This is a genomic window from Enterobacter wuhouensis (assembly GCF_035835995.1).
GTDB classification, from domain to species: Bacteria; Pseudomonadota; Gammaproteobacteria; order Enterobacterales; family Enterobacteriaceae; genus Enterobacter; species Enterobacter wuhouensis.
The window spans coordinates 4,651,751-4,676,914 of record NZ_CP142124.1 but is presented as its reverse complement, the minus strand read 5'-3'; the positions used below and the strand labels follow the sequence as shown (position 1 = coordinate 4,676,914).

The 25,164-nt window shown below is 56.7% G+C and carries 20 protein-coding genes and 1 riboswitch; of the genes, 13 read left to right on the top strand and 7 right to left on the bottom strand.

Annotated elements, in window-relative coordinates:
• Window positions 1–11: 11 nt before the first annotated feature.
• Entirely contained in the window at window positions 12–674 is a 663-nt protein-coding gene (fsa, locus tag VPX56_RS22305) for a fructose-6-phosphate aldolase (RefSeq protein ID WP_326468973.1), read from the bottom strand.
• A 14-nt stretch (window positions 675–688) separates the two neighbouring features.
• Window positions 689–3,190, bottom strand: a complete 2,502-nt coding sequence (ptsP, locus tag VPX56_RS22300; protein ID WP_326468971.1) for a phosphoenolpyruvate--protein phosphotransferase — start codon at window positions 3,188–3,190, stop codon at window positions 689–691.
• A 303-nt stretch (window positions 3,191–3,493) separates the two neighbouring features.
• On the opposite strand from ptsP, the gene VPX56_RS22295 reads away from it, so the two are divergent.
• Genes VPX56_RS22295 through VPX56_RS22275 form a run of 5 tightly spaced genes read left to right on the top strand, consistent with a single transcriptional unit; the run spans window position 3,494 to window position 8,455 of the window.
• Window positions 3,494–4,573, top strand: a complete 1,080-nt coding sequence (locus VPX56_RS22295; protein WP_131635642.1) for a PTS fructose transporter subunit EIIC — start codon at window positions 3,494–3,496, stop codon at window positions 4,571–4,573.
• Window positions 4,574–4,587: 14 nt separating this feature from the next.
• Window positions 4,588–4,908: a PTS fructose-like transporter subunit IIB gene (locus tag VPX56_RS22290; RefSeq protein ID WP_023326311.1), complete on the top strand. Its 321-nt coding sequence runs from the start codon at window positions 4,588–4,590 to the stop codon at window positions 4,906–4,908.
• A gap of 52 nt (window positions 4,909–4,960) precedes the next feature.
• Window positions 4,961–7,255, top strand: coding sequence for a formate C-acetyltransferase (locus VPX56_RS22285; protein WP_131635643.1), 2,295 nt, complete (start codon window positions 4,961–4,963; stop codon window positions 7,253–7,255).
• The gene (locus VPX56_RS22280) at window positions 7,221–8,096 is read left to right on the top strand and encodes a [formate-C-acetyltransferase]-activating enzyme (RefSeq protein ID WP_326468967.1); all 876 of its coding nucleotides are present in this window, start codon (window positions 7,221–7,223) and stop codon (window positions 8,094–8,096) included. Before VPX56_RS22285 ends, VPX56_RS22280 begins: the two co-directional genes overlap by 35 nt.
• Window positions 8,097–8,098: 2 nt before the next feature.
• On the top strand, window positions 8,099–8,455 hold the full coding sequence (locus VPX56_RS22275) for a PTS fructose-like transporter subunit IIB (protein WP_131635645.1): 357 nt from the start codon (window positions 8,099–8,101) through the stop codon (window positions 8,453–8,455).
• Here the strand turns inward: VPX56_RS22275 and VPX56_RS22270 are convergent.
• From VPX56_RS22270 to argE, 3 genes are all read right to left on the bottom strand, one after another.
• Complete coding sequence (locus VPX56_RS22270; protein WP_131635646.1) at window positions 8,442–9,290, bottom strand: helix-turn-helix transcriptional regulator; 849 nt, start codon at window positions 9,288–9,290, stop codon at window positions 8,442–8,444. The genes VPX56_RS22275 and VPX56_RS22270 overlap by 14 nt on opposite strands.
• A gap of 95 nt (window positions 9,291–9,385) precedes the next feature.
• On the bottom strand, window positions 9,386–12,037 hold the full coding sequence (ppc, locus tag VPX56_RS22265; protein WP_131635647.1) for a phosphoenolpyruvate carboxylase: 2,652 nt from the start codon (window positions 12,035–12,037) through the stop codon (window positions 9,386–9,388).
• Between the two features lie 306 nt (window positions 12,038–12,343).
• Entirely contained in the window at window positions 12,344–13,495 is a 1,152-nt protein-coding gene (gene argE / locus VPX56_RS22260; RefSeq protein WP_119938155.1) for an acetylornithine deacetylase, read from the bottom strand.
• Between the two features lie 88 nt (window positions 13,496–13,583).
• On the opposite strand from argE, the gene argC reads away from it, so the two are divergent.
• The 4 genes from argC (at window position 13,584) to oxyR (ending at window position 18,090) form a co-directional block, all read left to right on the top strand.
• Entirely contained in the window at window positions 13,584–14,588 is a 1,005-nt protein-coding gene (argC, locus tag VPX56_RS22255) for an N-acetyl-gamma-glutamyl-phosphate reductase (protein WP_326468964.1), read from the top strand.
• Between the two features lie 6 nt (window positions 14,589–14,594).
• Window positions 14,595–15,371 carry an acetylglutamate kinase gene (gene argB / locus VPX56_RS22250; RefSeq protein ID WP_131635650.1) on the top strand — a complete coding sequence of 259 codons (777 nt, stop codon included), beginning with the start codon at window positions 14,595–14,597 and terminating at the stop codon, window positions 15,369–15,371.
• A gap of 77 nt (window positions 15,372–15,448) precedes the next feature.
• A complete protein-coding gene (gene argH, locus VPX56_RS22245) occupies window positions 15,449–16,822 on the top strand; it encodes an argininosuccinate lyase (protein ID WP_326468962.1) in 1,374 nt (457 codons plus the stop codon).
• 350 nt (window positions 16,823–17,172) lie between these two features.
• Window positions 17,173–18,090 (top strand): DNA-binding transcriptional regulator OxyR, encoded by a 918-nt coding sequence (gene oxyR / locus VPX56_RS22240; RefSeq protein ID WP_326468960.1) that lies wholly within the window; start codon window positions 17,173–17,175, stop codon window positions 18,088–18,090.
• Here oxyR and sthA read toward each other — a convergent pair.
• Window positions 18,073–19,473, bottom strand: coding sequence for a Si-specific NAD(P)(+) transhydrogenase (sthA, locus tag VPX56_RS22235; protein ID WP_131635653.1), 1,401 nt, complete (start codon window positions 19,471–19,473; stop codon window positions 18,073–18,075). The genes oxyR and sthA overlap by 18 nt on opposite strands.
• A gap of 196 nt (window positions 19,474–19,669) precedes the next feature.
• Here sthA and fabR point away from each other — a divergent pair, with 196 nt between their 5' ends.
• Both fabR and VPX56_RS22225 read left to right on the top strand, forming a co-directional pair.
• On the top strand, window positions 19,670–20,308 hold the full coding sequence (gene fabR / locus VPX56_RS22230; protein ID WP_125915679.1) for an HTH-type transcriptional repressor FabR: 639 nt from the start codon (window positions 19,670–19,672) through the stop codon (window positions 20,306–20,308).
• Between the two features lie 9 nt (window positions 20,309–20,317).
• On the top strand, window positions 20,318–20,677 hold the full coding sequence (locus tag VPX56_RS22225) for a YijD family membrane protein (RefSeq protein WP_131635654.1): 360 nt from the start codon (window positions 20,318–20,320) through the stop codon (window positions 20,675–20,677).
• A gap of 80 nt (window positions 20,678–20,757) precedes the next feature.
• Here the strand turns inward: VPX56_RS22225 and trmA are convergent, their stop codons facing one another.
• Window positions 20,758–21,858, bottom strand: a complete 1,101-nt coding sequence (gene trmA / locus VPX56_RS22220) for a tRNA (uridine(54)-C5)-methyltransferase TrmA (RefSeq protein ID WP_326468957.1) — start codon at window positions 21,856–21,858, stop codon at window positions 20,758–20,760.
• 104 nt (window positions 21,859–21,962) lie between these two features.
• Window positions 21,963–22,137, top strand: a riboswitch (cobalamin riboswitch).
• Window positions 22,138–22,203: 66 nt separating this feature from the next.
• On the opposite strand from trmA, the gene btuB reads away from it, so the two are divergent.
• Both btuB and murI read left to right on the top strand, forming a co-directional pair.
• Window positions 22,204–24,057, top strand: a complete 1,854-nt coding sequence (btuB, locus tag VPX56_RS22215; protein ID WP_326468955.1) for a TonB-dependent vitamin B12 receptor BtuB — start codon at window positions 22,204–22,206, stop codon at window positions 24,055–24,057.
• Window positions 24,002–24,853, top strand: coding sequence for a glutamate racemase (gene murI / locus VPX56_RS22210; protein ID WP_326468953.1), 852 nt, complete (start codon window positions 24,002–24,004; stop codon window positions 24,851–24,853). Before btuB ends, murI begins: the two co-directional genes overlap by 56 nt.
• Window positions 24,854–25,164: the final 311 nt, after the last annotated feature.

Here is a 25,164-nt window from a genome sequence, read left to right as displayed (position 1 = left end):
ACAGTTCTCCCTTAGAGGTTGAGGTTACCAAACGCGTTTTTCCAGTCCTGCTCGAACTTCTCTATGGCTGACTCTACCGCCGGGGTGCCGAGCATTTGTTGCGCTACGTCTAAAGGAAGCGTGATTGCTTCACATCCGGCGAGCAGGCAGTCCAGCGCCTGACGCGGCGTCTTGAAGCTGGCGGCCAGCACTTTGCTTTCCGACGCGTGCAGTTCCAGCAGGGACTGCAGCTCCTGCACCATGCGAATGCCGTCGCCGCCCTGAGCATCGACGCGGTTGACGTACGGCGCGACATATTTCGCGCCTGCCAGTGCGGCGAGCAACCCCTGCGAGGCACTGTAAACGGCGGTGCCCAGCGTGGTAATGCCCTCTTTTTTCAGCGCCGTGATCGCGATAAGCCCCTCAGCCGTCACCGGGATTTTCACCACGATGTCAGGGATGGCGTTGTTCAGGCGTTTGGCTTCCGCCACCATACCGTCGGCATCGCGGCTCATGGTCTGGGCAAACAGCGTGCCCTCCGGCCCGATGGCCTTCTGCAGACGCGGCAGCACGTCCCAGATAGATTCTCGGCTGGTGGCGATGATGCTCGGGTTGGTGGTCACGCCCGCAATGGGAAAAATGCGGGCCAGGCGCTCAACTTCCGCCACGTTAGCGGTATCCAGATACAGTTCCATTACTCTTCCTCGTATTAAAGTTCTAATTCGTGTTCTAACAGGGAGGCGATGGCCTCTTCTGAACTGGCGTTAACCAGCGCGCTGCGGAAATCGTCATGCATGATGCGGCGGGCCAGGCGCGAGAAAATGCGCATATGCTGGTCGCCCGCGGCGTGTTTGTTCAGCGTCAGCATGATGATGAACTGTGCTTCTTCATCGCCCCACATGACGGGGGATTTCAGGCGCGCAACGCTGATGGTGGATTGCTCAATATGCTCAGACTTGCTGTGCGGAATGGCGAAGCTGAAGCCAAGCCCGGTAGAGAAAACGGCTTCACGCGCCCATAGATCGGCCTCCAGCTTGCGGGGATAGCGGCAGCGTCCGGCGAGCAGCAGGTTATCGGTCATCCCTTTCATGACCTCTTCTTTACTGTTCCAGTCGTTATTCAGCGAAATACAGCGTGGCGTCACCAGCGGCGTGTCCTGCTGGCTCATGCGGAACTGCGCCAACAGGTGCTCCACTTCAAGCGAGGTGCGACACGCCATCGCCTGGTTCAGCAGCTGGCGGCAGGCGCGGCTATCAAGCTGTGCCAGACGGGCTTTGGTTGCCGGAATAGAAGGCGAGCCCATGCTCAGCTCGTCCAGACCCAGACCCACCAGCAACGGCAGTACTGAACCTTTTGCGCCCAGCTCGCCGCACAGGCCAATCCATTTTCCCTGACGATGGACGGCCTGTACCGCGTAATCCAGCGCGCGCAGGAAGGCCGGGTTCAGGCTGTTGTAATGGCGGGTGACTTTGGCGTTGTCGCGGTCGACGGCCAGCAGATACTGCGTCAGGTCATTGCTGCCAATGCTAAAGAAATCAATCTCTTCACAGCACTGGTCGATGATAAACATCACCGAAGGCACTTCCAGCATGATGCCGAGCGGGATTGTTTCATCAAAAGGAACGTGTTCAGCGCGAAGCTGCTGTTTCGCTTCGGCGAGCTTCTCTTTAACCCACAGGATCTCTTCCATGGAGGAGATCATCGGGATCATGATCTTCAGATTGCCGTGAGCAGAGGCGCGCAGGATCGCCCGAAGCTGGGTAGTGAAAAGCGTTGCGTACTCTTCGTAAATGCGTACGGCGCGGTAGCCGAGGAACGGGTTATTCTCCGCCGGAATGTTCAGGTACGCTACCGGCTTATCGCCGCCGATATCCATGGTGCGTACGATAATGCTGCGCCCGTTTGCACTTTCCAGCGCCTGACAGAAAATGTTGTACAGCTCGTTTTCACCGGGCGCGCTGCTGCGGTCCATATACAGCATTTCGGTGCGAAACAGGCCAACGCCCTCGGCGCCGTTACCAAATGCTGCCTGCGCTTCTACTGCGTGGGCAATGTTCGCGGCAATCTCGATGCGAAGGCCGTCGGCGGTTCTGGCTTCCCTGTCGAGCCAGATGCGTTGCTGTTCGCGTAATGCCTGTTGTACCCGTGCTTCCTGGCGGTAGTAGCGTGCCACCGCATCGCTGGCGTTGACCACGACCGCGCCGGCATTGCCATCCACAAAGACAGGCTGGTTGCGCCATTCCAGTAGGCTTTCACTGTGGACACCCACCAGCGTGGGAATATTAAATGAGCGCGCAAGAATCACAGTGTGCGAGGTGGTTCCGCCGCTTTTTAACAGCAGTCCTTTGAGTAAGGTTTTATCCAGTTCCAGGAACTGGCCGGGCGTGAGGTCGTCAGCAAGACAGACGGTCGGCTGCGTCAGCTGGCCCGGCGCGGGGAAGCGCTGTTCACCGTAGATTTGCTGCAGAAGCTGATAGCAAACATCGCGCACATCCAGCACGCGTTCCTGCAGATAGCTGCTGCTGGAACGAGAGAACGCATCGCAGAAATGGTTCGCAGTGGCGATTGTTGCCTGCGCGCAGCTTAGCCCCTGGCTCACGCCCGCAAGCAGATGCTGTCGCAATGAGGCATCCGTTGCCAGCGAGCGATGGGCTTCAAGAATTGCGCTGGCGGTGCTGTCGCTGTCGAGCGCGCGTAGCTCAATGTTTTTCACCAGCAGCTTGAGGCCGCTATCCAGTGCGGACTGCTCTTCTTCTGGGCTTTTTGCTTCGGGTAAATCCGTAAGGACATTGAGATCAAGCGAGGTCAGTAGGGTCAGGATGCCCTGGGCGCTGCCGCTGCAAACGGGCAGGGCGCGAAACAGGGTGGGATTGAGGCGCGTGAGCGATTCTGGCAGCGGATCAAGTTCGGTATTGATGACATCTTCAAGCGGTGTGTCACAGTGTGGAAACTCTTCTCGAAGCCATTTTTCCAGGTGCTGGCAGGCGCTTTGTTCATCCTCTCCCTCGATCACCAGCCGACAGGCATCGCCAGCCAGCGTATCGGTGCCAATCAGCGCCAGCGCGCTCCTGGCATCAGCTTTCCGGTCCGTACGCAGGTTGTGCCACTCAATATGCGACTTAAACGTATTGCACAGCGTTTCCACATGACTTGCCGGACGCGCGTGAACACCGTTGGGCAATTCACAGGTAAATTCCACTACCAGAGCCATACACATACTCCTGAAACGAATAGTCATTCACTGAGCACAGGATACGAGCGTGGTGATGAATCGCGCCATGTGACAAATCTGCCAAAAGCTGGACAAATGTAATGTCACGCGAAAAGTGAGATTTGACTCACAGGTTATGCAGGTTTGCTTAATGTGCTCTGCTGGTGAAATGTCGAGGCGGATCGCATTTTTATTTCGACATTACAAAAATCCAGTAAATGGCCTTTTTGTCTCCTGTCCGCGGTCTTTCTGATTGCCTATTGTTGCCACAACATCTTTACGGGTTTAGGCCAGGAGCGACATATGAAAGAGTTGGTGCATATTCTCAAGAACACGCGGCAGCATCTGATGACGGGGGTGTCGCACATGATCCCGTTCGTGGTCGCGGGCGGTATTTTGCTGGCCGTCTCGGTCATGCTTTATGGCAAGGGTGCAGTACCGGATGCGGCAACCGATCCCAACCTCAAAAAGCTGTTCGACATCGGCGTGGCAGGGCTGACGCTGATGGTGCCATTCCTGGCCGCCTACATTGGCTATTCCATTGCCGAACGTGCCGCGCTTGCGCCCTGCGCTATTGCTGCCTGGGTCGGTAATAGCTTCGGTGCGGGTTTCTTCGGCGCCATTATTGCCGGGATACTTGGCGGGATAGTGGTCTGGTATCTGAAAAAACTGCCGGTTCCAAAAGTTCTGCGCTCCGTCATGCCTATCTTCATCATCCCTATCATTGGCACCTTTGTTACCGCAGGCATCATGATGTGGGGGCTGGGCGAGCCCGTAGGTGCGCTGACGACGGGCTTAACCCAGTGGCTGCAGGGGATGCAGCAGGGCAGCATCGTGTTCCTGGCCGTCATCATCGGGCTCATGCTGGCCTTTGATATGGGTGGTCCAATTAACAAAGTGGCCTATGCCTTCATGCTGATCTGCGTGGCTCAGGGTGTTTACACCGTAGTAGCAATCGCGGCGGTAGGTATCTGTGTGCCGCCTCTGGGCTTAGGCCTGGCGACGCTGATTAACCGCAAAAACTTTACCGGCGAAGAGCGCGAAGCAGGGAAAGCGGCGCTGGTGATGGGCTGCGTAGGGGTGACCGAAGGGGCGATTCCGTTCGCCGCCGCCGACCCTCTGCGCGTTATTCCTTCCATCATGCTCGGCTCTGCGTGCGGTGCGGTAACTGCCGCCGTGATGGGCGCACAGTGCTATGCCGGATGGGGCGGGCTAATCGTTCTGCCGGTCGTCGACGGCAAGCTGGGCTATATCGTGGCGGTTGCTGTCGGGGCGGTAGTGACGGCTATCAGCGTCAACGTGCTGAAGAGTCTTGCCCGTAAGAATACAAAACAGGTCGAGGAAAAAGAGGATGACCTGGATCTGGATTTCGAAATTAACTGAGTGAGGAAGAGAACATGGCTCGAATTATCGCAGTAACAGCTTGCCCGTCTGGCGTCGCTCATACCTACATGGCGGCCGAGGCGCTTGAAAGCGCCGCCAAAGCCAAAGGTTGGGAAGTGAAGGTTGAGACGCAGGGGTCGATCGGTCTTGAGAACGAACTGACGGCAGAAGACGTGGCCGCCGCGGATATGGTGATCCTGACCAAGGATATCGGCATTAAATTTGAAGAGCGCTTTGCCGGGAAAACCATCGTGCGCGTCAACATCAGCGACGCGGTAAAACGCGCCGACGCCATCATGAACAAAATTGATGCCCACCTGGCGCAAACCGCCTGATGCTCTCCCGCCCTTCGGGGCGGGCTTGTTTTTCCTCTACAGGAGTTCCCTCATGACGAATCGTACCCAGCGTTTGAAAGACGCACTCTTTGCCAGCCCGCGTGAAATCTCGCTTGAGCGTGCCTTGCTTTATACCGCCAGCCATCAGCAGACGGAAGGCGAGCCGGTGATTATCAGGCGCGCGAAAGCGACGGCGTACATTCTTGACCATGTGAACATCGCGATTCGTGATGAGGAGCTGATTGCCGGGAACCGCACCGTTAAACCGCGCGCGGGCATTATGTCGCCTGAGATGGACCCCTACTGGCTGCTTAAAGAGCTGGATCAGTTTGCCACGCGTCCGCAGGATCGCTTCGATATCAGCGACGAGGACAAGCAGACCTACCGTGAGGTGCTGTATCCCTACTGGGAAAAGCGGTCGATGAAGGATTTCATCAACAGCCAGATGACGGATGAGGTGAAAGCGGCCGTTGGCACGCAGATTTTTAGCGTCAACCAGACGGATAAAGGGCAGGGGCATATCATTATTGATTATCCGCGCCTGCTCAATAACGGCCTGGGTGCGCTGGTTGAGGAATTGCGCGAACGCTGCGCCCGCGATGCGCAGAACACGTTCTATGCCGCCGCGCTGATCCTGCTTGAAGCGTCCCAGCGTCATATACTGCGCTATGCATCACTGGCTGAAAAGTTGGCTGCAAGCAGCGACGTAGCGCGGCGTGAAGAGTTATTGAAGATTGCAGAAATCTCGCGCCACAACGCGCAGCATAAGCCGCAAACGTTCTGGCAGGCGTGTCAGCTTTTCTGGTACATGAACGTCATTTTGCAGTACGAATCCAACGCCAGCTCGCTCTCTATCGGGCGTTTTGACCAGTATATGCTGCCGTTTTATCAGGCCTCGCTCTCACAGGGCGAAGCACCCGCGTTCCTGAAAGAGATTCTGGAATCGCTGTGGGTGAAGTGCAATGACGTGGTGCTTTTACGCTCGACCAGCAGCGCCCGCTATTTTGCCGGGTTTCCGACCGGGTATACCGCGCTATTGGGCGGCCTGACGGAGAACGGTCGTAGCGCGGTGAACGTGCTTTCCTTCCTGTGTCTGGATGCCTACCAACGCGTTCAGCTTCCGCAGCCCAACCTCGGCGTGCGGGTGAACGAGCTTATCGACCGGCCTTTCCTGCTTAAAACCGCAGAGACGATCCGCCTGGGCACCGGTATTCCGCAGATTTTCAATGATGAAGTGGTGGTACCTGCCTTCCTGAATCGCGGCGTGTCGCTGGAAGACGCGCGCGATTACGCGGTCGTTGGCTGCGTTGAGCTATCTATTCCCGGTAAAACCTACGGTTTGCACGATATTGCCATGTTTAACCTGCTGAAAGTCATGGAAATCGCCATGCAGGAAAACGAAGGCAAGGCAGACCTGAGTTATGAAGGATTGCTGGAACATATTCGCACCAAAATCAATCACTACATTGCGCTCATGGTCGAGGGAAGCAATATCTGCGATATCGGCCATCGCGACTGGGCCCCAGTGCCGCTGCTCTCTTCCTTCATAAGCGATTGTCTGGAAACAGGGAAAGACATTACCGAGGGCGGGGCGCGCTATAACTTCTCTGGCGTACAGGGGATCGGGATAGCCAACCTGAGTGATTCACTGCACGCGCTTAAAGGGCTTGTCTTTGAACAGCAGCGCTTAAGTTTTGATGAGCTCTTAGCCGTGTTAAAAGCGAACTTTGGTACCCCTGAGGGCGAAAAGGTGCGTGCAAGGCTGATTAATCGCTTCGAAAAATACGGCAATGATATTGATGATGTCGACAACATCAGCGCTGAACTGCTGCGCCACTACTGTAAAGAGGTCGAAAAATACCGGAACCCGCGCGGCGGGCAGTTCACGCCGGGCTCTTATACCGTATCGGCACACGTGCCGCTGGGTGCAGTTGTTGGCGCGACACCGGATGGCCGCTATGCCGGCGAGCAGCTGGCGGACGGCGGGCTCTCACCGATGCTTGGACAAGATATGCAGGGCCCAACGGCAGTACTCAAATCGGTGAGCAAGCTGGATAACTATCTGTTATCTAACGGTACGCTGCTCAACGTCAAATTCACACCAGCAACGCTGGAAGGCGACGCGGGGCTACAAAAGCTGGCCGATTTCCTCCGTGCGTTCACGCAGCTTAAATTGCAGCACATCCAGTTCAACGTGGTGAATGCGGATACGCTGCGTGAAGCACAGCAGCGCCCGCAGGATTTTGCTGGTCTGGTGGTACGCGTGGCCGGATACAGCGCCTTCTTTGTTGAGTTATCGAAGGAGATCCAGGATGACATTATCCGCCGTACAGCGCATCAGCTGTGATGTAGTTGAAACAAGCGCCAGTATGGCGCGTATTTTCAACATTCAGCGCTATTCGTTGAATGACGGATGCGGCATCCGTACGGTGGTCTTTTTTAAAGGCTGTCCTCACCGCTGTCCGTGGTGCGCAAACCCGGAGTCGATCTCGCCGAAAATAGAGACGGTTCGCCGGGAAAGTAAATGCCTTCACTGCACGCCCTGCCTGCGTGATGCGGACGAGTGCCCGTCCGGCGCGTTTGAGCGCATCGGGCGGGATGTGACGCTGGACGAGCTGGAAAATGAGGTGATGAAAGACGACGTGTTCTTTCGCTCATCGGGCGGTGGCGTCACGCTTTCCGGAGGGGAAGTGTTGATGCAGGCGCCTTTTGCAACCCAGTTTTTACAGCGGCTGCGTCGTTACGGCGTGCATACGGCCATTGAAACGGCAGGGGATGCGCCCTTGTCCCGGTTATTGCCACTAGCGCGCCAGTGCGATGAAGTGCTGTTTGATTTGAAGATCATGGACCCCGAAAAGGCACGTTCTTCGGTGGCAATGAATTTGCCCAGGGTAATGGATAATTTTATGCAGCTTGTGGCGGAAGGGATAAACGTGATCCCCCGCGTGCCGCTTATTCCGGGCTATACGCTCAACGAAACGAACATGGCGCGCGTGCTGGCGTTTCTGCTACCTTCTGGAATACGGCAACTGCATTTATTGCCGTTTCATCAGTACGGAGAACCAAAATACCGTTTGCTGGGGCAGGAGTGGGGGATGCAGCAGGTGGCCCCTCCGACAGAAGCAGAGGTCTCTGCAATGCGCATAATGGCGGAACGTGAAGGATTCAATGTCACCGTAGGAGGTTAAGAATGACAGTGCTAACGGGACGTCATCTGGTAGCGGTAACGGCTTGCGTCAGCGGCGTTGCGCATACCTATATGGCCGCTGAGCGTCTGGAGAAAATCTGTCAGCAAGAGAAGTGCAGCATTCTCATTGAAACGCAGGGCGCGCTGGGCGTTGAAAATGCACTTACGGACGACGATGTACGCCGCGCCGATGCGGTATTGCTTATTACGGATATTGAGCTGGCAGAGAGTGAACGCTTCGAAAATGCCCGCTACGTAAAGTGCGGAATTAATGCTTTTTTACGTGACCCGCAGAAGGTGATGGGCGCAGTACGAAAACTGCTTTCCGCGCCGCAACATACTCAACTCATTCTGGACTAGCCGCTTTTTCGGTGAGCTGGCTGTGATACTGGCGGCGATACTCCGAAGGCGATCGCTCCGTATTTTTCCGGAATAACCGGCAGAAGTAGTTACTGTCGACAAACCCGCAGGCATGCGCCACCTCTTTCACCTTCAGGTCATAGCCTTTCAGCAGCTGACGCGCGCGCTCAAGCCTGGTGTGGGTCAGGTATTCATTGAAACCCACTGCGCCCGTTTTCTGGAAGAGATGCGACAGATAGTTTGGGGAGATGTAAAACGCCTGGGCAACGGACTCTCGGGTTAGCGGGGCGGCATAGTGTTCGTCGATGTAGACCCTGATAGCTTCGAACAGAGCCTGACTGCGGGAGGCTGTCTGTATTTGACTGCCCAAGAGATCCACACAGTGGCTGAGCAGGCTGGCGACAACCAGCCGTGCGGTTTGCTGCTCGTGCGGTTGCATCTGCATTTCATGGAGAGTTTGCAGCAGGAATGAGCCAATGCGAGGGCCACGGCGGGCAACGTGTTGCTTTGCCAGGTTGCGTACCTCAACACCGTCCCAGTGCAGGAGGCTAAATCCAAGCTGCTGTTTACCAAACAGGATGCTCAACGTCGTCGCGGGCTTCTGCCATTGCGGGTCATTCCAGCCGCCGGCCGGGACGTATAAAACATCACCCCGCTGTAAAACGCAGCCAGCCAGGTCTTTCATCGAACCTTCGATCACGATCTCCAGACGCGGAAAATCGACCTGCAAGGCAAGTTCGGGGGCGGAGGTCGCGGAGTTTGCAAAATGCACCTGACGCAGCGGCGTTGTGCCGTTGATCAGGTCAGTCAGGATATGGGTGATGTCGTGGTGCATGGTGTGGATACCAGGATATTGCCGGGTGGCGCTAACGCTTACCCGGCCTACTTATCGTAGGCCTGTGCAAGCGCAGCGCCGCCGGGCGTAAAGCATTAGCCGGTGTTACGCATACCTGCGGCAACGCCCGCAATCGTCACCATCAGCGCCTGTTCAACGCGTGGGTCCGGCTCTTTGCCTTCTTCTTCCGCCAGACGGGAACGGTGCAGCAGCTCTGCCTGCAGAACGTTCAGCGGGTCGGTGTAGATGTTACGCAGCTGGATCGACTCGGCAATCCACGGCAAATCTTCCATCAGATGCGAATCGTTCGCGATGTCCAGCACCACCTTGATGTCGCCTTCCAGCAGTTCGCGCAGCTCTTTACCCAGCTTCCACAGCTCGGGTTTCACCAGGCGCTGATCGTAGTATTCCGCCAGCCACAGGTCGGCTTTCGAGAAGACCATCTCCAGCATGCCCAGACGGGTAGAGAAGAACGGCCAGTCGCGGCACATGGTTTCCAGCTCGCTCTGCTTGCCGTCTTCTACCACTTTCTGCAGCGCGGCGCCGGCACCCAGCCAGGCGGGCAGCATCAGGCGGTTTTGCGTCCAGGCGAAGATCCACGGAATCGCGCGCAGAGACTCAACGCCGCCGGTCGGGCGACGCTTGGCCGGACGCGAGCCCAGCGGCAGTTTACCCAGCTCCTGCTCAGGGGTTGCTGAGCGGAAGTAAGGCACGAAATCTTTGTTTTCACGCACGTAGCCGCGGTACAGATCGCAGGAGATGTCCGACAGCTCGTCCATGATGCGGCACCAGGACTCTTTCGGCTCCGGCGGCGGCAGCAGGTTTGCTTCCAGTATCGCGCTGGTATAGAGCGACAGGCTGCTGATGGTCACTTCCGGCAGGCCGTACTTGAAGCGGATCATTTCGCCCTGTTCGGTGACGCGCAGGCCGCCCTTCAGGCTTCCCGGCGGTTGAGAAAGAAGCGCTGCATGAGCAGGCGCGCCGCCGCGGCCAATGGAGCCGCCGCGTCCGTGGAACAGCGTCAGCTCGATACCGGCTTTCTCGCAGGTTTTGATCAGCGCGTCCTGCGCCTGATACTGCGCCCAGGATGCCGCCATCACGCCCGCATCTTTCGCGGAGTCGGAATAGCCAATCATCACCATCTGCTTGCCCTGAATGAAGCCGCGATACCAGTCGATGTTCAGCAGCTGCGTCATGACGTCGTTGGCGTTATTCAGGTCGTCGAGGGTCTCAAACAGCGGGGCGACCGGCAGAGCGTAGTCGATTCCCGCTTCTTTCAGCAGCAGATGAACGCCCAGCACGTCGGACGGGGTCTTCGCCATGGAGATCACATAGGCGGCCACCGATCCTTTCGGCGCATCAACGATCGCTTTACAGGTGTTGAGCACTTCGCGGGTTTCGTTGCTTGGCTCCCAGCTGCGCGGCAGCAGAGGGCGCTTCGAGTTCAGCTCGCGGATCAGGAAGGCCTGCTTGTCGGCTTCGGACCAGCTTTCATAATCGCCGATGCCGAGATAGCGGGTCAGCTCGCCCAGCGCTTCTGTATGACGGGTACTTTCCTGACGTACGTCGATACGCACCAGCGGCACGCCGAAACACTTCACGCGACGCAGAGTGTCGAGCAGTTCGCCATTGGCGATGATGCCCATCCCGCAGGCCTGCAGTGATTTATAACAGGCGTAGAGCGGCTCCCAGAGCTGTTCGTTCTGGCTGAGCAGCCCTTCCGGCTTCGGCAGGCGCTGACCTTTCAGACGCGCTTCCAGCCAGGCCTGAGTGGCCATCAGCTGACCACGCAGTTTTTTCATCAGGAAACGGTACGGCTCGCTGGCACCTTCTTCCCCGGCCAGCGCGCGCAGCTCCGGCGTGGCTTCAACCATCGACAGCTCGGAGATCAGCACCTGAATGTCTTTCAGGAACAGGTCGGTGGCCTTCCAGCGGCTCAGCAACAGGACGTGACGGGTAATTTCCGCGGTCACGTTCGGGTTGCCGTCGCGGTCGCCGCCCATCCAGGAGGTGAAGCGGACCGGAACAAAATCAACCGGCAGGCGATAGCCCAGGTTTTCTTCCAGCTGTTCGTTCAGCTCGCGCAGGTAATTCGGAACCCCTTCCCACAGGCTATTTTCCACCACCGCAAAGCCCCATTTTGCTTCGTCGACCGGGCTTGGGCGATGCTTACGAATCTCATCGGTATGCCAGGACTGGGCAATCAGCTGGCGCAGGCGGCGCATCAGCTGGTTACGTTCGTAGTCGGCAATGTCTTTGTTATCCAACTGCTTCAGGCAGTTGTTCACTTCCACCATTTTGTGGATCAGGGTACGACGGGTGATTTCGGTTGGGTGCGCGGTGAGCACCAGCTCAAGCGAAAGTGACTCCACCGCTTTTTTGATGGTGGCTTCGTTGAGGTCTGGCTGATCTTTGAGTTTACGCAGGGTTTTGGCAATGACTTCCGGGTTGCTGGCCGCTTCACCTTTTGGCGAAATGCTGTGGTATTGCTCAGCGGTATTCGCGAGGTTCAGGAACTGGCTGAACGCGCGGGCAACAGGCAAGAGCTCATCATTCGACAGGTTCTGCAAGGTGGTGAGCAGTTCCTGACGATTAGCCTCGTTACCTGCACGGGAAGATTTGGACAGCTTGCGGATGGTTTCAACGCGGTCGAGGATGTTCTCCCCCAACGCGTCTTTGATGGTATCTCCAAGCACTTTGCCGAGCATGCTGACATTACTACGCAACGCGGAATATTGTTCGTTCATAAAAACCCAGTCACCCCATCATTTTTGTTTATGCCCAGGCGAAAATCTTCTGGACATTATTTTGTCATCTCCCTTTATAAAGCCACGTAAAACCCCCGTCGTCAATTGCTGCGAAAACGGTTCAGCAAACGAATAAATGCGGGCAATTTACGAAATTTAATTCGCATTGCGTCAGATAAGAGATGCTTATGGGAATGTGACGGAGATCGCGGGATTTTTCCCCTCACCCTAACCCTCTCCCCAAAGGGGAGAGGGAACTTGAACACCCTCGCCCCTTTGGGGAGAGGGCAGGGTGAGGGGCAGTTTTTAATGCCAGCAGAAGTGATGCACAACCTGGGTAATCAGTTCGCGGGTTGGCTTGATGAAGCGGGTTTCCAGGTATTCATCCGGCTGGTGGGCCTGATTAATGGAGCCCGGGCCAAGCACCAGCGTTGGACACAGGGTCTGAATAAACGGCGCTTCGGTGCAGTAGTTCACTACGTCGGTTTTCTCGCCGAGCAGTTTTTCTACCACCTGCACAAGCTGGTGGTCCGGCGGGCATTCATAGCCAGGAATCGGCGGATGCAGCTCGGAAACCGTCAGGCGGCCCGGCCAGCGCTCGCTTACCGGGGCCAGCGCTTCGTTCAGCAGGCCGTCGAGATCGCTCAGCGTCATGCCCGGCAGCGGGCGGATGTCCATGTGCAGCTCGCAGCAGGCGCAGATACGGTTAGAAGCATCCCCGCCGTGCAGGCTGCCGAGGTTCAGCGTCGGATACGGCACGGTGAACGCCTCATAGTGATAGCGTTCTTTCAGATCGTCGCGCAGGGTCATGATGCGGCCGATGGCGTCATGCATCAGCTCGATGGCGTTCACGCCGCGCGCCGGATCGCTGGAGTGGCCGGACTGGCCGAGGACGCGCACGGCGGTAGAAATGTGGCCTTTATGCGCGCGAATCGGTTGCAATGAGGTTGGCTCACCGATGATCGCGCAGTCCGGGCGAATGGACGTGTTTTCAGAGAAGTAGCGCGCGCCCGCCATGCTGGTCTCTTCATCGGCGGTTGCCAGAATGTAGAGCGGCTTTTTCAGCGTCGTCACGTCCACGTCACGCAGCGCGTCGAGGATAAAGGCGAAGAAGCCTTTCATGTCCGCCGTGCCCAGGCCGTAAAGCTTGTTGTCGTGCTCGGTCAGGGTGAACGGGTCGCGCGTCCAGCGGCCGTCGTCAAAGGGAACGGTATCCGTATGGCCGGCCAGCAGCAGGCCGCCCGCGCCGTTTCCGGTACTGGCGAGCAGGTTGAATTTGTGGCGTGTTCCGGGGACGGGCTGAACCTCAACGTTAAACCCAAGATCGCTAAACCAACCCGCCAGCAGATTGATTAAAGACTCATTGCTCTGATCCAGCGCTTCTTCCGTTGCGCTGATGGACGGAGTGGCAATCAGGGCGCGGTAGATCTCGATAAATGGCGGTAAGTTCATTTTCATTGTTGACACACCTTAGGTCGTGATAGTATCAATATTCATGCAATAAATGTGAATAAAAATACATTAACGTTGAGCATAAAGGAACCCGATGTTGAATACGCTGATTGTAGGCGCTAGCGGTTATGCGGGCGCAGAGCTTGTAAGCTACGTGAATCGCCATCCACATATGACCATAACCGCTTTGACCGTGTCAGCGCAAAGCAATGATGCAGGAAAGTTAATTTCCGATTTGCATCCGCAGCTTAAGGGTATTGTTGACCTGCCGCTGCAGCCGATGTCCGACATCAGCGAGTTTACCGACGGCGTCGACGTGGTGTTTTTAGCCACCGCGCACGAGGTCAGCCACGACCTGGCGCCGCAGTTTTTAGCCGCTGGCTGCGTGGTGTTCGACCTCTCCGGCGCGTTCCGCGTTAACGACGGCGCGTTCTACGAAAAATATTACGGTTTCACCCATCAGCACCCGGATCTGCTTGAAAAAGCGGTGTACGGTCTGGCGGAGTGGAGCGCGCATAAACTGAAAGAAGCGAGCCTGATTGCCGTGCCGGGCTGCTACCCGACGGCGGCGCAGCTTTCCCTGAAGCCGCTGATCGACGCGGGCCTGCTGGATCTGAACCAGTGGCCGGTGATCAACGCCACCAGCGGCGTGAGCGGAGCCGGGCGCAAGGCCGCCATCTCCAACAGCTTCTGCGAAGTGAGCCTTCAGCCGTATGGCGTGTTTAATCACCGTCATCACCCTGAAATCACCACCCATCTTGGCGCGGACGTTATTTTCACCCCGCACCTGGGCAGCTTCCCGCGTGGGATCCTCGAAACCATTACCTGTCGCCTGAAGCCGGGCGTGACCAAAGAACAGATTGGTGAGGTCTTCACGCAGGCGTATGCGGATAAACCGCTGGTGCGCCTGTACGACAAAGGCGTGCCGGCGCTGAAAAACGTGGTCGGCCTGCCGTTCTGCGACATCGGCTTTGCCGTGCAGGGCGAGCATCTCATCGTGGTCGCCGCAGAAGATAACTTACTCAAAGGCGCTGCCGCACAGGCAATGCAGTGCGCAAATATTCGTTTCGGCTTCCCGGAAACGCAGGCTCTTATTTAAGGTGTGATGATGAACCCATTAATTATCAAACTCGGTGGTGTACTGCTGGACAGCGAAGAAGCGCTGGAGCGTCTGTTTACCGCGCTGGTGAACTATCGCGAATCACACCAGCGTCCGCTGGTGATTGTGCACGGCGGCGGCTGCGTGGTGGACGAGCTGATGAAAGGGCTCAACCTGCCGGTGGTAAAGAAAAACGGCCTGCGCGTGACGCCTGCCGATCAGATTGACATCATTACCGGCGCGCTGGCGGGTACGGCGAACAAAACGCTGCTGGCGTGGGCGAAGAAACACCATATCGCGTCCGTTGGCCTCTATCTGGGCGATGGCGACAGCGTAAAAGTGACCCAGCTCGACGAACAACTCGGCCACGTTGGACTCGCGCAGCCAGGTTCGCCTAAGCTGATTAACACCCTGCTGGAGGGCGGGTTCCTGCCGGTGGTGAGCTCCATCGGCGTGACCGAAGAGGGCGAGCTGATGAACGTCAACGCTGACCAGGCGGCGACCGCGCTGGCGGCAACGCTGGGTGCGGATCTGATCCTGCTCTCCGACGTGAGCGGCATTCTGGACGGCAAAGGCCAGCGCATTGCGGAAATGACCGCCGAGAAAGCCGAGCAGCTGATTGACCAGGGCATTATCACCGACGGTATGATTGTTAAAGTGAACGCCGCGCTGGACGCCGCGCGCACGCTGGGCCGCCCGGTGGATATCGCCTCCTGGCGTCACGCGGAGCAGCTCCCGGCGCTGTTTAACGGCACGCCGATTGGCACGCGTATTTTAGCGTAATCGATTTAATGTTTTGTAGGCCCGGTAAGCGCAGCGCCACCGGGCAATGAAATTCAAAGATATTAAGGAAGCATGTTATGGCACTTTGGGGTGGGCGTTTTACACAGGCAGCGGATCAGCGGTTCAAACAGTTCAACGACTCTTTGCGCTTCGACTACCGCCTGGCCGAACAGGATATCGTCGGCTCTGTGGCCTGGTCCAAAGCGCTGGTGACGGTTGGCGTGCTGACCGCAGACGAACAGCAGCAGCTGGAAGAGGCGCTGAACAACCTGCTTGAAGAGGTACGTCTGGATCCGCAGCAAATCCTGCAAAGCGATGCTGAAGATATTCACAGCTGGGTGGAAGGCAAGCTTATCGACAAAGTCGGCCAGCTGGGTAAAAAGCTGCACACCGGGCGCAGCCGTAACGACCAGGTCGCCACCGATCTGAAGCTGTGGTGTAAAGATACCGTTGGCGAACTGCTGGCGGCCAATCGTCAGCTGCAGAGCGCGCTGGTGGAAACCGCGCAGAATAACCAGGACGCGGTGATGCCGGGTTATACCCACCTGCAGCGCGCGCAGCCGGTGACGTTTGCCCACTGGTGTCTGGCCTACGTTGAGATGCTGGCGCGCGATGAAAGCCGTCTGCAGGATACCCTGAAGCGTCTGGACGTCAGCCCGCTGGGCAGCGGCGCGCTGGCCGGTACGGCGTATGAAATCGACCGCGAACAGCTGGCAGGCTGGCTGGGCTTTGCCTCCGCCACCCGCAACAGCCTGGACAGCGTCTCTGACCGTGACCACGTGCTTGAGCTGCTCTCCAATGCCTCTATCGGCATGGTGCACCTGTCGCGCTTTGCCGAAGACCTGATCTTCTTTAACTCTGGTGAAGCGGGCTTTGTCGAGCTGTCCGACCGCGTGACCTCAGGCTCGTCCCTGATGCCGCAGAAGAAAAACCCGGACGCGCTGGAGCTGATTCGCGGCAAATGTGGCCGCGTGCAGGGTGCGCTGACCGGCATGATGATGACCCTGAAAGGGCTGCCGCTGGCGTACAACAAAGACATGCAGGAAGACAAAGAAGGGCTGTTCGACGCGCTCGACACCTGGCTGGACTGTCTGCATATGGGCGCGCTGGTGCTGGATGGCATTCAGGTGAAACGCCCGCGCTGCCAGGAAGCGGCGCAGCAGGGCTATGCCAACTCTACCGAACTGGCGGATTATCTGGTGGCGAAAGGCGTACCGTTCCGCGAGGCGCACCATATTGTGGGTGAAGCGGTGGTGGAAGCGATTCGTCAGGGTAAACCGCTGGAAGATCTGACGCTTGCTGACCTGCAGAAGTTCAGCGCGGTTATCGGGGATGATGTGTATCCGATCCTGGCGCTGCAGTCTTGCCTGGACAAGCGTGCGGCGAAAGGCGGCGTGTCGCCGAAGCAGGTGGCGCAGGCGATTGCGGATGCGAAAAACCGGTTGGTTTGACAATATTGCGGTGTGATGCCCTCACCCCAACCCCTCTCCCACAGGGAGAGGGGCTCGATCGGTTCCCTCTCCCTCTGGGAGAGGGCTAGGGTGAGGGAAAAACGGAGCCTGGCTTAGTGCCGGGCTTTTTTACGCAAAAAAAAAGCGGACCACGGGGTCCGCAAAAGTTCACGTTGGCTTTAGTTGTTCGAGTTTTGAGAGAAACTCGCTGACGGTGCAGGGACGTCAAGGGTCAAACACGTGCCGCCTCGTCTATGTGGTGTATTATTCAACAGAATGCTTGATAGGGATAATCGTTCGTTGCTATGCTATCTATCGCCATGAACTATCGTGGCGACGGAGGATGAATAATGAATATTCGTGATCTTGAATACCTGGTAGCGTTAGCCGAGCATCGCCACTTTCGCCGCGCGGCAGATTCCTGCCACGTCAGCCAGCCCACGCTGAGCGGCCAGATCCGCAAGCTGGAAGATGAGCTGGGCGTGATGCTGCTGGAGCGCACCAGTCGTAAGGTACTGTTCACCCAGGCCGGTTTGCTGCTGGTGGATCAGGCGCGCACCGTGCTGCGCGAGGTCAAAGTGCTCAAGGAAATGGCAAGCCAGCAGGGGGAGGCGATGTCCGGCCCGCTGCATATTGGCCTGATCCCTACCGTTGGCCCGTACCTGCTGCCGCAGATCATTCCGATGCTGCACCAGACGTTCCCGAAACTCGAAATGTACCTGCATGAAGCGCAAACCCATCAGCTGCTGGCGCAGTTGGATAGCGGCAAGCTCGACTGTGCGATTCTGGCGCTGGTCAAAGAGAGCGAAGCCTTTATCGAAGTGCCGCTGTTCGACGAGCCGATGATGCTGGCGATCTATGAAGATCATCCGTGGGCGAACCGCGATCGCGTGCCGATGGCCGATCTGGCGGGTGAAAAGCTGCTGATGCTGGAAGATGGCCACTGCCTGCGCGACCAGGCGATGGGCTTCTGCTTTGAAGCGGGGGCCGATGAGGATACCCATTTCCGCGCAACCAGCCTCGAAACGCTGCGTAATATGGTCGCGGCGGGAAGCGGTATTACGCTGCTGCCTGCGCTGGCGGTGCCGCACGAGCGTAAGCGTGATGGCGTGGTCTATCTGCCGTGCATCAAACCCGAACCGCGTCGCACGATCGGGCTGGTTTATCGTCCGGGGTCACCGCTGCGCAGCCGCTATGAGCAGCTGGCAGAGGCCATCCGTGGTTCGATGGATGGCCATTTTGACAACGCGTTAAAACAGGCGGTTTAAGCCGTTCAGCGCAGCTACCCGATAGGCTTCCGCCATCGTCGGGTAGTTAAAGGTGGTGTTAACGAAGTACTCGATGGTGTTACCACCGCCTTTCTGCTCCATTATTGCCTGGCCGATATGAATGATTTCCGCCGCGCGTTCACCGAAGCAGTGAATGCCGAGGATTTCCTTCGTCTCGCGATGGAACAGGATCTTCAGCGTACCCACGCTCATCCCCACGATTTGCGCCCGCGCCAGATGTTTAAACTGCGCGCGACCTACCTCGTAAGGCACCTTCATCGCCGTCAGCTGCTGCTCGGTTTTACCCACTGAACTGATTTCAGGGATGGTGTAGATACCCGTCGGAATATCTTCGATCAGGTGCGCCGTCGCTTCGCCTTTTACCAGCGCCTGTGCGGCAATGCGTCCCTGGTCGTAAGCGGCAGAGGCCAGGCTTGGGTAGCCAATCACGTCGCCAACCGCGTAAACGTGCGGCAGGGCGGTCTGATACATGCTGTTGACCTTCAGCTGACCGCGGCTATCGGTCTCAAGGCCGATGTTTTCCAGCTTCAGTGAATCGGTATTGCCGGTACGGCCGTTGGCGTACAGCAGGCAGTCGGCTTTTAGCTTTTTGCCAGACTTCAGGTGCATGATCACCCCGTCGTCGCAGCCTTCAATTTTCTCGTACTCTTCGTTGTGACGAATGACCACGCCGCTGTTCCAGAAGTGGTAGGAGAGCGAATCTGACATCTCCTGATCGAGGAACGCCAGCAGGCGGTCGCGGGTGTTGATCAGGTCAACTTTGACCTCCATTCCGCGGAAGATCGACGCGTATTCACAGCCAATCACGCCCGCGCCGTAGATAATCACGTGGCGCGGTTCATGGTGCAGGCTGAGGATAGAGTCGCTGTCGTACACGCGCGGGTGCGAGAAATCGACGTCGGCCGGATGGTAAGGGCGTGAACCGCAGGCGATCACGAATTTTTCGGCGGTGAGCGTTTCAATCGAACCGTCGTGGCACTCGAGCGCCAGCGTGTGTTCATCCACAAAATGCGCGTTGCCCTGTAGGATCTCGCAGTGGTTACGCTCATAGAACCCCTGGCGCATGCGCGTCTGCTGGTTAATGACGGTATCCGCGTGATTGAGGATGTCGGCAAAGGAGGAACGAAGAAGTCGAGAGTGGTCGCTGTAGAGAGGGTTCTGGTTAAATTCGATAATGCGGCTAACGGCGTGGCGGAGGGCTTTTGAAGGGATGGTGCCCCAGTGGGTGCAACCGCCGCCAACGTTATGATAGCGCTCGATGACCGCGACTCTGGCTCCCTGTTTCACCAGCCCCATAGCAGCACCTTCGCCGCCGGGGCCGGAACCAATAACTATTGCGTCGTAATCGTAGGAATGTGACATGGCAAGGCTTACCTGTTCTTATACATAAAAGCAACAGAATCATAACATCATTGCAGAAGTAACCCAATTATCGTTGTGCTTTTTTCCGGCAGTGGAGCACAAACCGCACGTAAACATTCATTCACAAAGCCAGGTAAACAGATTAATTTTATTCTCTGGTATAGTGCCAGCAGGCCTTTGGAAGGATTCAACTATCGTGATGGGCGTAAGAGCACAACAAAAAGAGAAAACCCGGCGTTCGCTGGTGGAAGCGGCATTCAGTCAACTGAGTGCTGAGCGAAGTTTTGCCAGCCTGAGCCTGCGCGAAGTCGCACGCGAGGCCGGGATTGCGCCAACGTCCTTCTATCGTCATTTCCGCGATGTGGATGAACTGGGTCTGACCATGGTCGACGAGAGCGGCCTGATGCTGCGCCAGCTGATGCGCCAGGCGCGTCAGCGTATCGCAAAAGGGGGCAGCGTGATCCGCACCTCCGTGTCGACTTTTATGGAATTTATCGGCAATAACCCCAACGCGTTTCGCCTGCTGCTGCGCGAGCGTTCGGGAACGTCAGCCGCATTTCGTGCCGCCGTCGCGCGTGAAATTCAGCACTTTATCGCGGAACTTGCCGACTATCTGGAAATCGAAAACCATATGCCGCGTGCTTTCACGGAAGCACAGGCCGAAGCAATGGTCACTATTGTCTTCAGTGCCGGTGCGGAAGCGCTGGATGTGAGCATTGAACAACGCAAGCAGCTCGAAGAGCGACTGGTATTGCAGCTGCGCATGATTTCGAAAGGCGCGTACTACTGGTATCGCCGTGAACAAGAGAAGTTAGCACATCAAACCGATGAGTGAAGGTGAGTAATGAAACAGTCAGGTCAGGATAAAGGAACGTTGTTGCTGGCATTGATCGCTGGCTTATCCATTAACGGCACGTTTGCGGCTGTGTTCAGCTCTATCGTCCCGTTCTCGATTTTCCCGATTATCGCGCTGGTGCTGACGGTGTACTGTTTGCATCAACGCTACCTGAACCGCACCATGCCGGTCGGGCTACCGGGGCTGGCTGCCGCCTGCTTTATTCTGGGCGTGCTGCTGTTTAGCACCGTGGTACGCGCGGAGTATCCGGATATCGGCTCTAACTTCCTCCCTGCCGTGCTGTCGGTGGCGCTGGTGTTCTGGATTGGCTCGCGCATGCGTAGCCGTAAGAGCCAGTTACCGGAGTAAAGGTTTTTCCATTGTAGGCCGGATAAGCGAAGCGCCATCCGGCTTTTTTTGGCAGGTGGCGCTTCGCTTCAAGGCCCCCATTACTTCGCCGTGAGCAGTACGCCGCACTCCATATGGTGCGTATACGGGAACTGATCGAACAGCGCCAGGCGTTCAACATTGTGCGTCTGGCTTAATGTTTCGAGGTTTTTGCACAGCGTCTCCGGGTTACAGGAGATGTACAAAATGCGCGGGTACGCCTGCACCATCTTCTCGGTTTCGCTGTCCAGGCCACTGCGCGGCGGATCGACAAAAATCGTCTCGCACTGGTAGCTCTTCAGATCGATCCCTTCCAGGCGGTTAAACTGGCGCACGCCGTTCATCGCCTGGGTAAACTCTTCTGCAGCCATGCGAACGATCTGCACGTTGTCGATATGGTTGGCGGCAATGTTGTACTGCGCGGCGGCCACCGACGGCTTGGCGATTTCCGTTGCCAGGACGCGATCGAAGTTACGCGCCAGCGCCAGCGAGAAGTTGCCGTTACCGCAGTACAGCTCAAGCAGATCGCCCGTTGCCCCTTCCGTCGCCTTCAGCGCCCACTCCAGCATCTGCACGTTCATCGCGGCGTTCGGCTGGGTGAAGCTGTTCTCGACCTGACGATACACCATCTCTTTACCCGCCAACGGCAGACGTTCGTCGATGTAATCCTGGTCCAGCATAATCTTGGTTTTAGTCGCGCGGCCAATCAGGTGCACGTTGATGTTCTGCGCCCGCAGCGCATCGCGCAGGGCTTCTGCGTGCTCGCGCCACTCGTCGTTTAATGCTTTGTGGTACAGCAGCGAGACGATAGCCTGATTGCTTTGGGTGGTCAGATAGTCAATCTGGAACAGCTTGTGGCGCAGCACCGGGTTGTTGCGCACGCCGTCCATTATCAGCGTCATCAGCTGGTTAATCAGCTCACTCGCCGCCGGGAAGCTGTCCACGCGAATACGGGACTTCGTCTGCTGATCGAAAATGATGTGGTACAGGTCGTCACCGTCGTGCCAGATGCGGAACTCGGCGCGCATGCGGTAGTGGCTGACAGGGGAGCGGAACACCTCGGGAACGGGCGCGTTGAACGGCGTCATCATACTTTGCAGGCGGACGACTTTCTCTGCCAGCTGCGCGTCGTACTGTTCTGTCGGGAGGTGTTCTGGGGTCATGATGCGTCCTGAGTGATAAAGAATTACGCGGGGATTGTAGGCATTGTTCAGGGGATGTCCAGACTTAATGGCCAATAGCTATCTGGACATCTATACGTGTCTAATTGTAGCATTCTGTTTCCGGTCTCCTGAGAGTGAAAAGGGAATCCAGTGTAAATCTGGAGCTGACGCGCAGCGGTAAAGACTGGCGGGATGAGAGTTATAGACACTGTGAAAACGGGAAGTCTTCATCCATAAACGCCACCTAGCCCGAAGACCTGCCGGGATCACGTCGCATTTGGTTTCATCATCGCGTGCTATAGATGAGGCCTGCGGCATCCTTCTTATATTGTGGATGCTTTAACAATGATTAAAAAAGTATCGCTGCTGACGGCGCTGTCCGTCACGGCATTTTCGGGCTGGGCGCAGGATAGCTCAGACTCGTTGGTGGTGACGGCAAATCGTTTTGAACAACCGGCAAAAACTGTTCTGGCACCGACGTCCGTTGTGACGCGTGAAGATATTGAACGCTGGCAGGCAAAGAGCGTAGTGGAAATCATGTCTCGTTTGCCTGGCGTGGATATCGCCCAAAGCGGTGGCCTGGGTTCGACCTCTTCTACGTTTATTCGCGGAACGGAATCTCGCCATGTGCTGGTGCTGATTGACGGCATTCCTTTGAATAACGCCGGGATCAGCAACGTTCCCGATCTGAGCCAAATTCCAACGTCGCTGATTCAGCGCATTGAGTACATCCGCGGTCCGCGTTCGGCCCTGTATGGCTCCGACGCGATTGGCGGCGTGATTAACATCATCACCGGGCGCGATAAGCCGGGTGCAGAAATTTCAGCGAGCGTCGGCTCTAAGGGCTATCAGACCTATGATGGCGCTTTCCAGCAGGTGCTGGATAAAACCAAAATCACGATGGCGGGTAACTATACCTATACCCGTGGTTTTGATATCGCTGCAAAGGATGCGCCCCGCCAGCCGGATCGTGACGGCTTTATGAGTAAGTCACTGTACGGCTCCGTGGAGCAGCAGATTACCGATAGCGTAAGCGGCTTCTTCCGTGGCTTTGGCTATGACAACCGCTCTGCGTATGACGGTTACGATCACTATGACGCCAGCTTTACGATCGATGGACGACCGGATACTCGCCAGCTCTACAGCCAGAACTGGGATACCGGTCTGCGTTACAACCAGGGGATTTATCAGTCTCAGCTGGTGGCGGGTTACGGTCGCAGTAAAGACCAGAACTACGATCCGAAAAAAGGCCGCTACGCTGACTCCGCCACCATGGATGACGTGAAGCAGTACACCACTCAGTGGCTGAATACGGTTGAAGTGGGGCACGGTAATATCGGTGCGGGTCTGGACTGGCAAAAGCAGAAGACGCAGGCAGGAACGGGCTACCTGGATAAAGGTTACGAACAGCGCAATACCGGCGTGTTCGTATCGGCGATGCAGCAGTTCAGCAGCGTGACGCTGGAAGCGGCGGCGCGTAATGACGATAACTCTAACTTTGGCAATCACGCCACCTGGCAGACCAGCGCCGCGTGGGAGTTCATTGAGGGGTATCGCATCATCGGTTCTTACGGCACAGCGTATAAAGCACCGACCATGAGCCAGATCCACAGTAAGGATTACGGTAACCCGGATCTTAAGCCAGAAGAGAGTAAGCAGTGGGAAGGCGGGTTTGAAGGCCTGACGGGACCGGTAAACTGGCGTGTGACGGGCTATCGTAATGATATCGATAACCTCATTAATAGCGACCCGCGGACTTACCGTTATTACAACGTTGATGAAGCCCGTATCAAAGGGATCGAGGCGACGGCCCAGTTCGACACTGGCCCGGTAGGGCATCAGATTTCTTACGACTACGTCGACCCGCGTAATGCGAAAACTAACGAAGTCCTGGCACGCCGTTCTAAGCAGCAGGTTAAGTATCAGCTCGACTGGCAGGTGTGGGATCTCGACTGGAACCTGGCGTACCGTTATCTGGGCACCCGCTATGACGTTGCCGTTGATCCGAATACCTATGCAACAGAACGCGTGAAAATGGGCGGCGTAAGCCTGTGGGATGCTGCGGTTTCATATCCTGTCACCTCTCACCTTACAGTTCGTGGTAAAATAGCCAACCTGTTCGATAAAGATTACGAGACAGTTTATGGCTATCAAACTGCAGGACGGGAATACACCTTGTCTGGCAGCTACACCTTCTGATCCGCGTCCCACCGTGCTGGTGTTTGATTCCGGCGTCGGTGGGCTTTCGGTCTATGATGAGATTCGGCATCTCCTGCCGGACCTTCATTACATCTACGCCTTCGATAACGTCGCATTCCCTTACGGGGAAAAGAGTGAAGACTTTATCGTTGAGCGTGTGCTTGAAATCGTCACCGCGGTACAACAGCGCTACCCACTGGCGCTGGCGGTCATTGCCTGCAACACGGCAAGCACCGTTTCCCTTCCTGCCCTGCGCGAAAAATTCCCGTTCCCGGTTGTGGGCGTTGTCCCTGCAATAAAGCCAGCCGCGCGCCTGACGGCAAATGGCATTGTCGGCCTGCTCGCAACGCGCGGCACGGTAAAGCGTCCTTATACGCGCGAACTTATCGATCGCTTTGCTAATGAATGCCAGATCGCAATGCTGGGGTCGGCTGAGCTGGTGGAAATGGCAGAAGCCAAGCTGCATGGCGAGGCGGTATCGCTTGACGAACTGCGCCGCATTCTTCGCCCTTGGCTGCGTATGCCGGAGCCACCGGATACCGTCGTATTGGGTTGTACCCACTTCCCGCTATTACAGGAAGAGCTGTTAGAGGTGCTGCCTGAGGGGACGCGTCTGGTAGATTCTGGTGCTGCTATCGCACGACGCACGGCCTGGCTGCTTGAACATGAAGCCCCTAATGCAAAATCGTCTGACGCGAATATCGCTTTTTGCATGGCAATAACAAAAGAAACTGAGCAACTTTTACCCGTTTTACGCCGGTATGGCTTTGAAACGCTCGAAAAACTGGCGCTGTAGTCCGATTTTGAGCAAAAAAGAGACGGTTAAACGTTTTTTTTAAAAGAGGGGTTGTCAACGTCTGAGAACTCCCTATAATGCGCCTCCACTGACACGGAACAACGGCTTACAGGCCGCCGGGTTAGCGGGGTTCAGCGATGAACGCCAACAGAGAAAAGTGAAAATAATCGCTTGACTCTGAATGAGGAAAACGTATCATACGGGACCTCGCAACGGTGAGCGAAAGCCGCGTTGCACTGCTCTTTAACAATTTATCAGACAATCTGTGTGGGCACTCAAAGTGACATGGATTCTTAATGTCTTCGGACAAT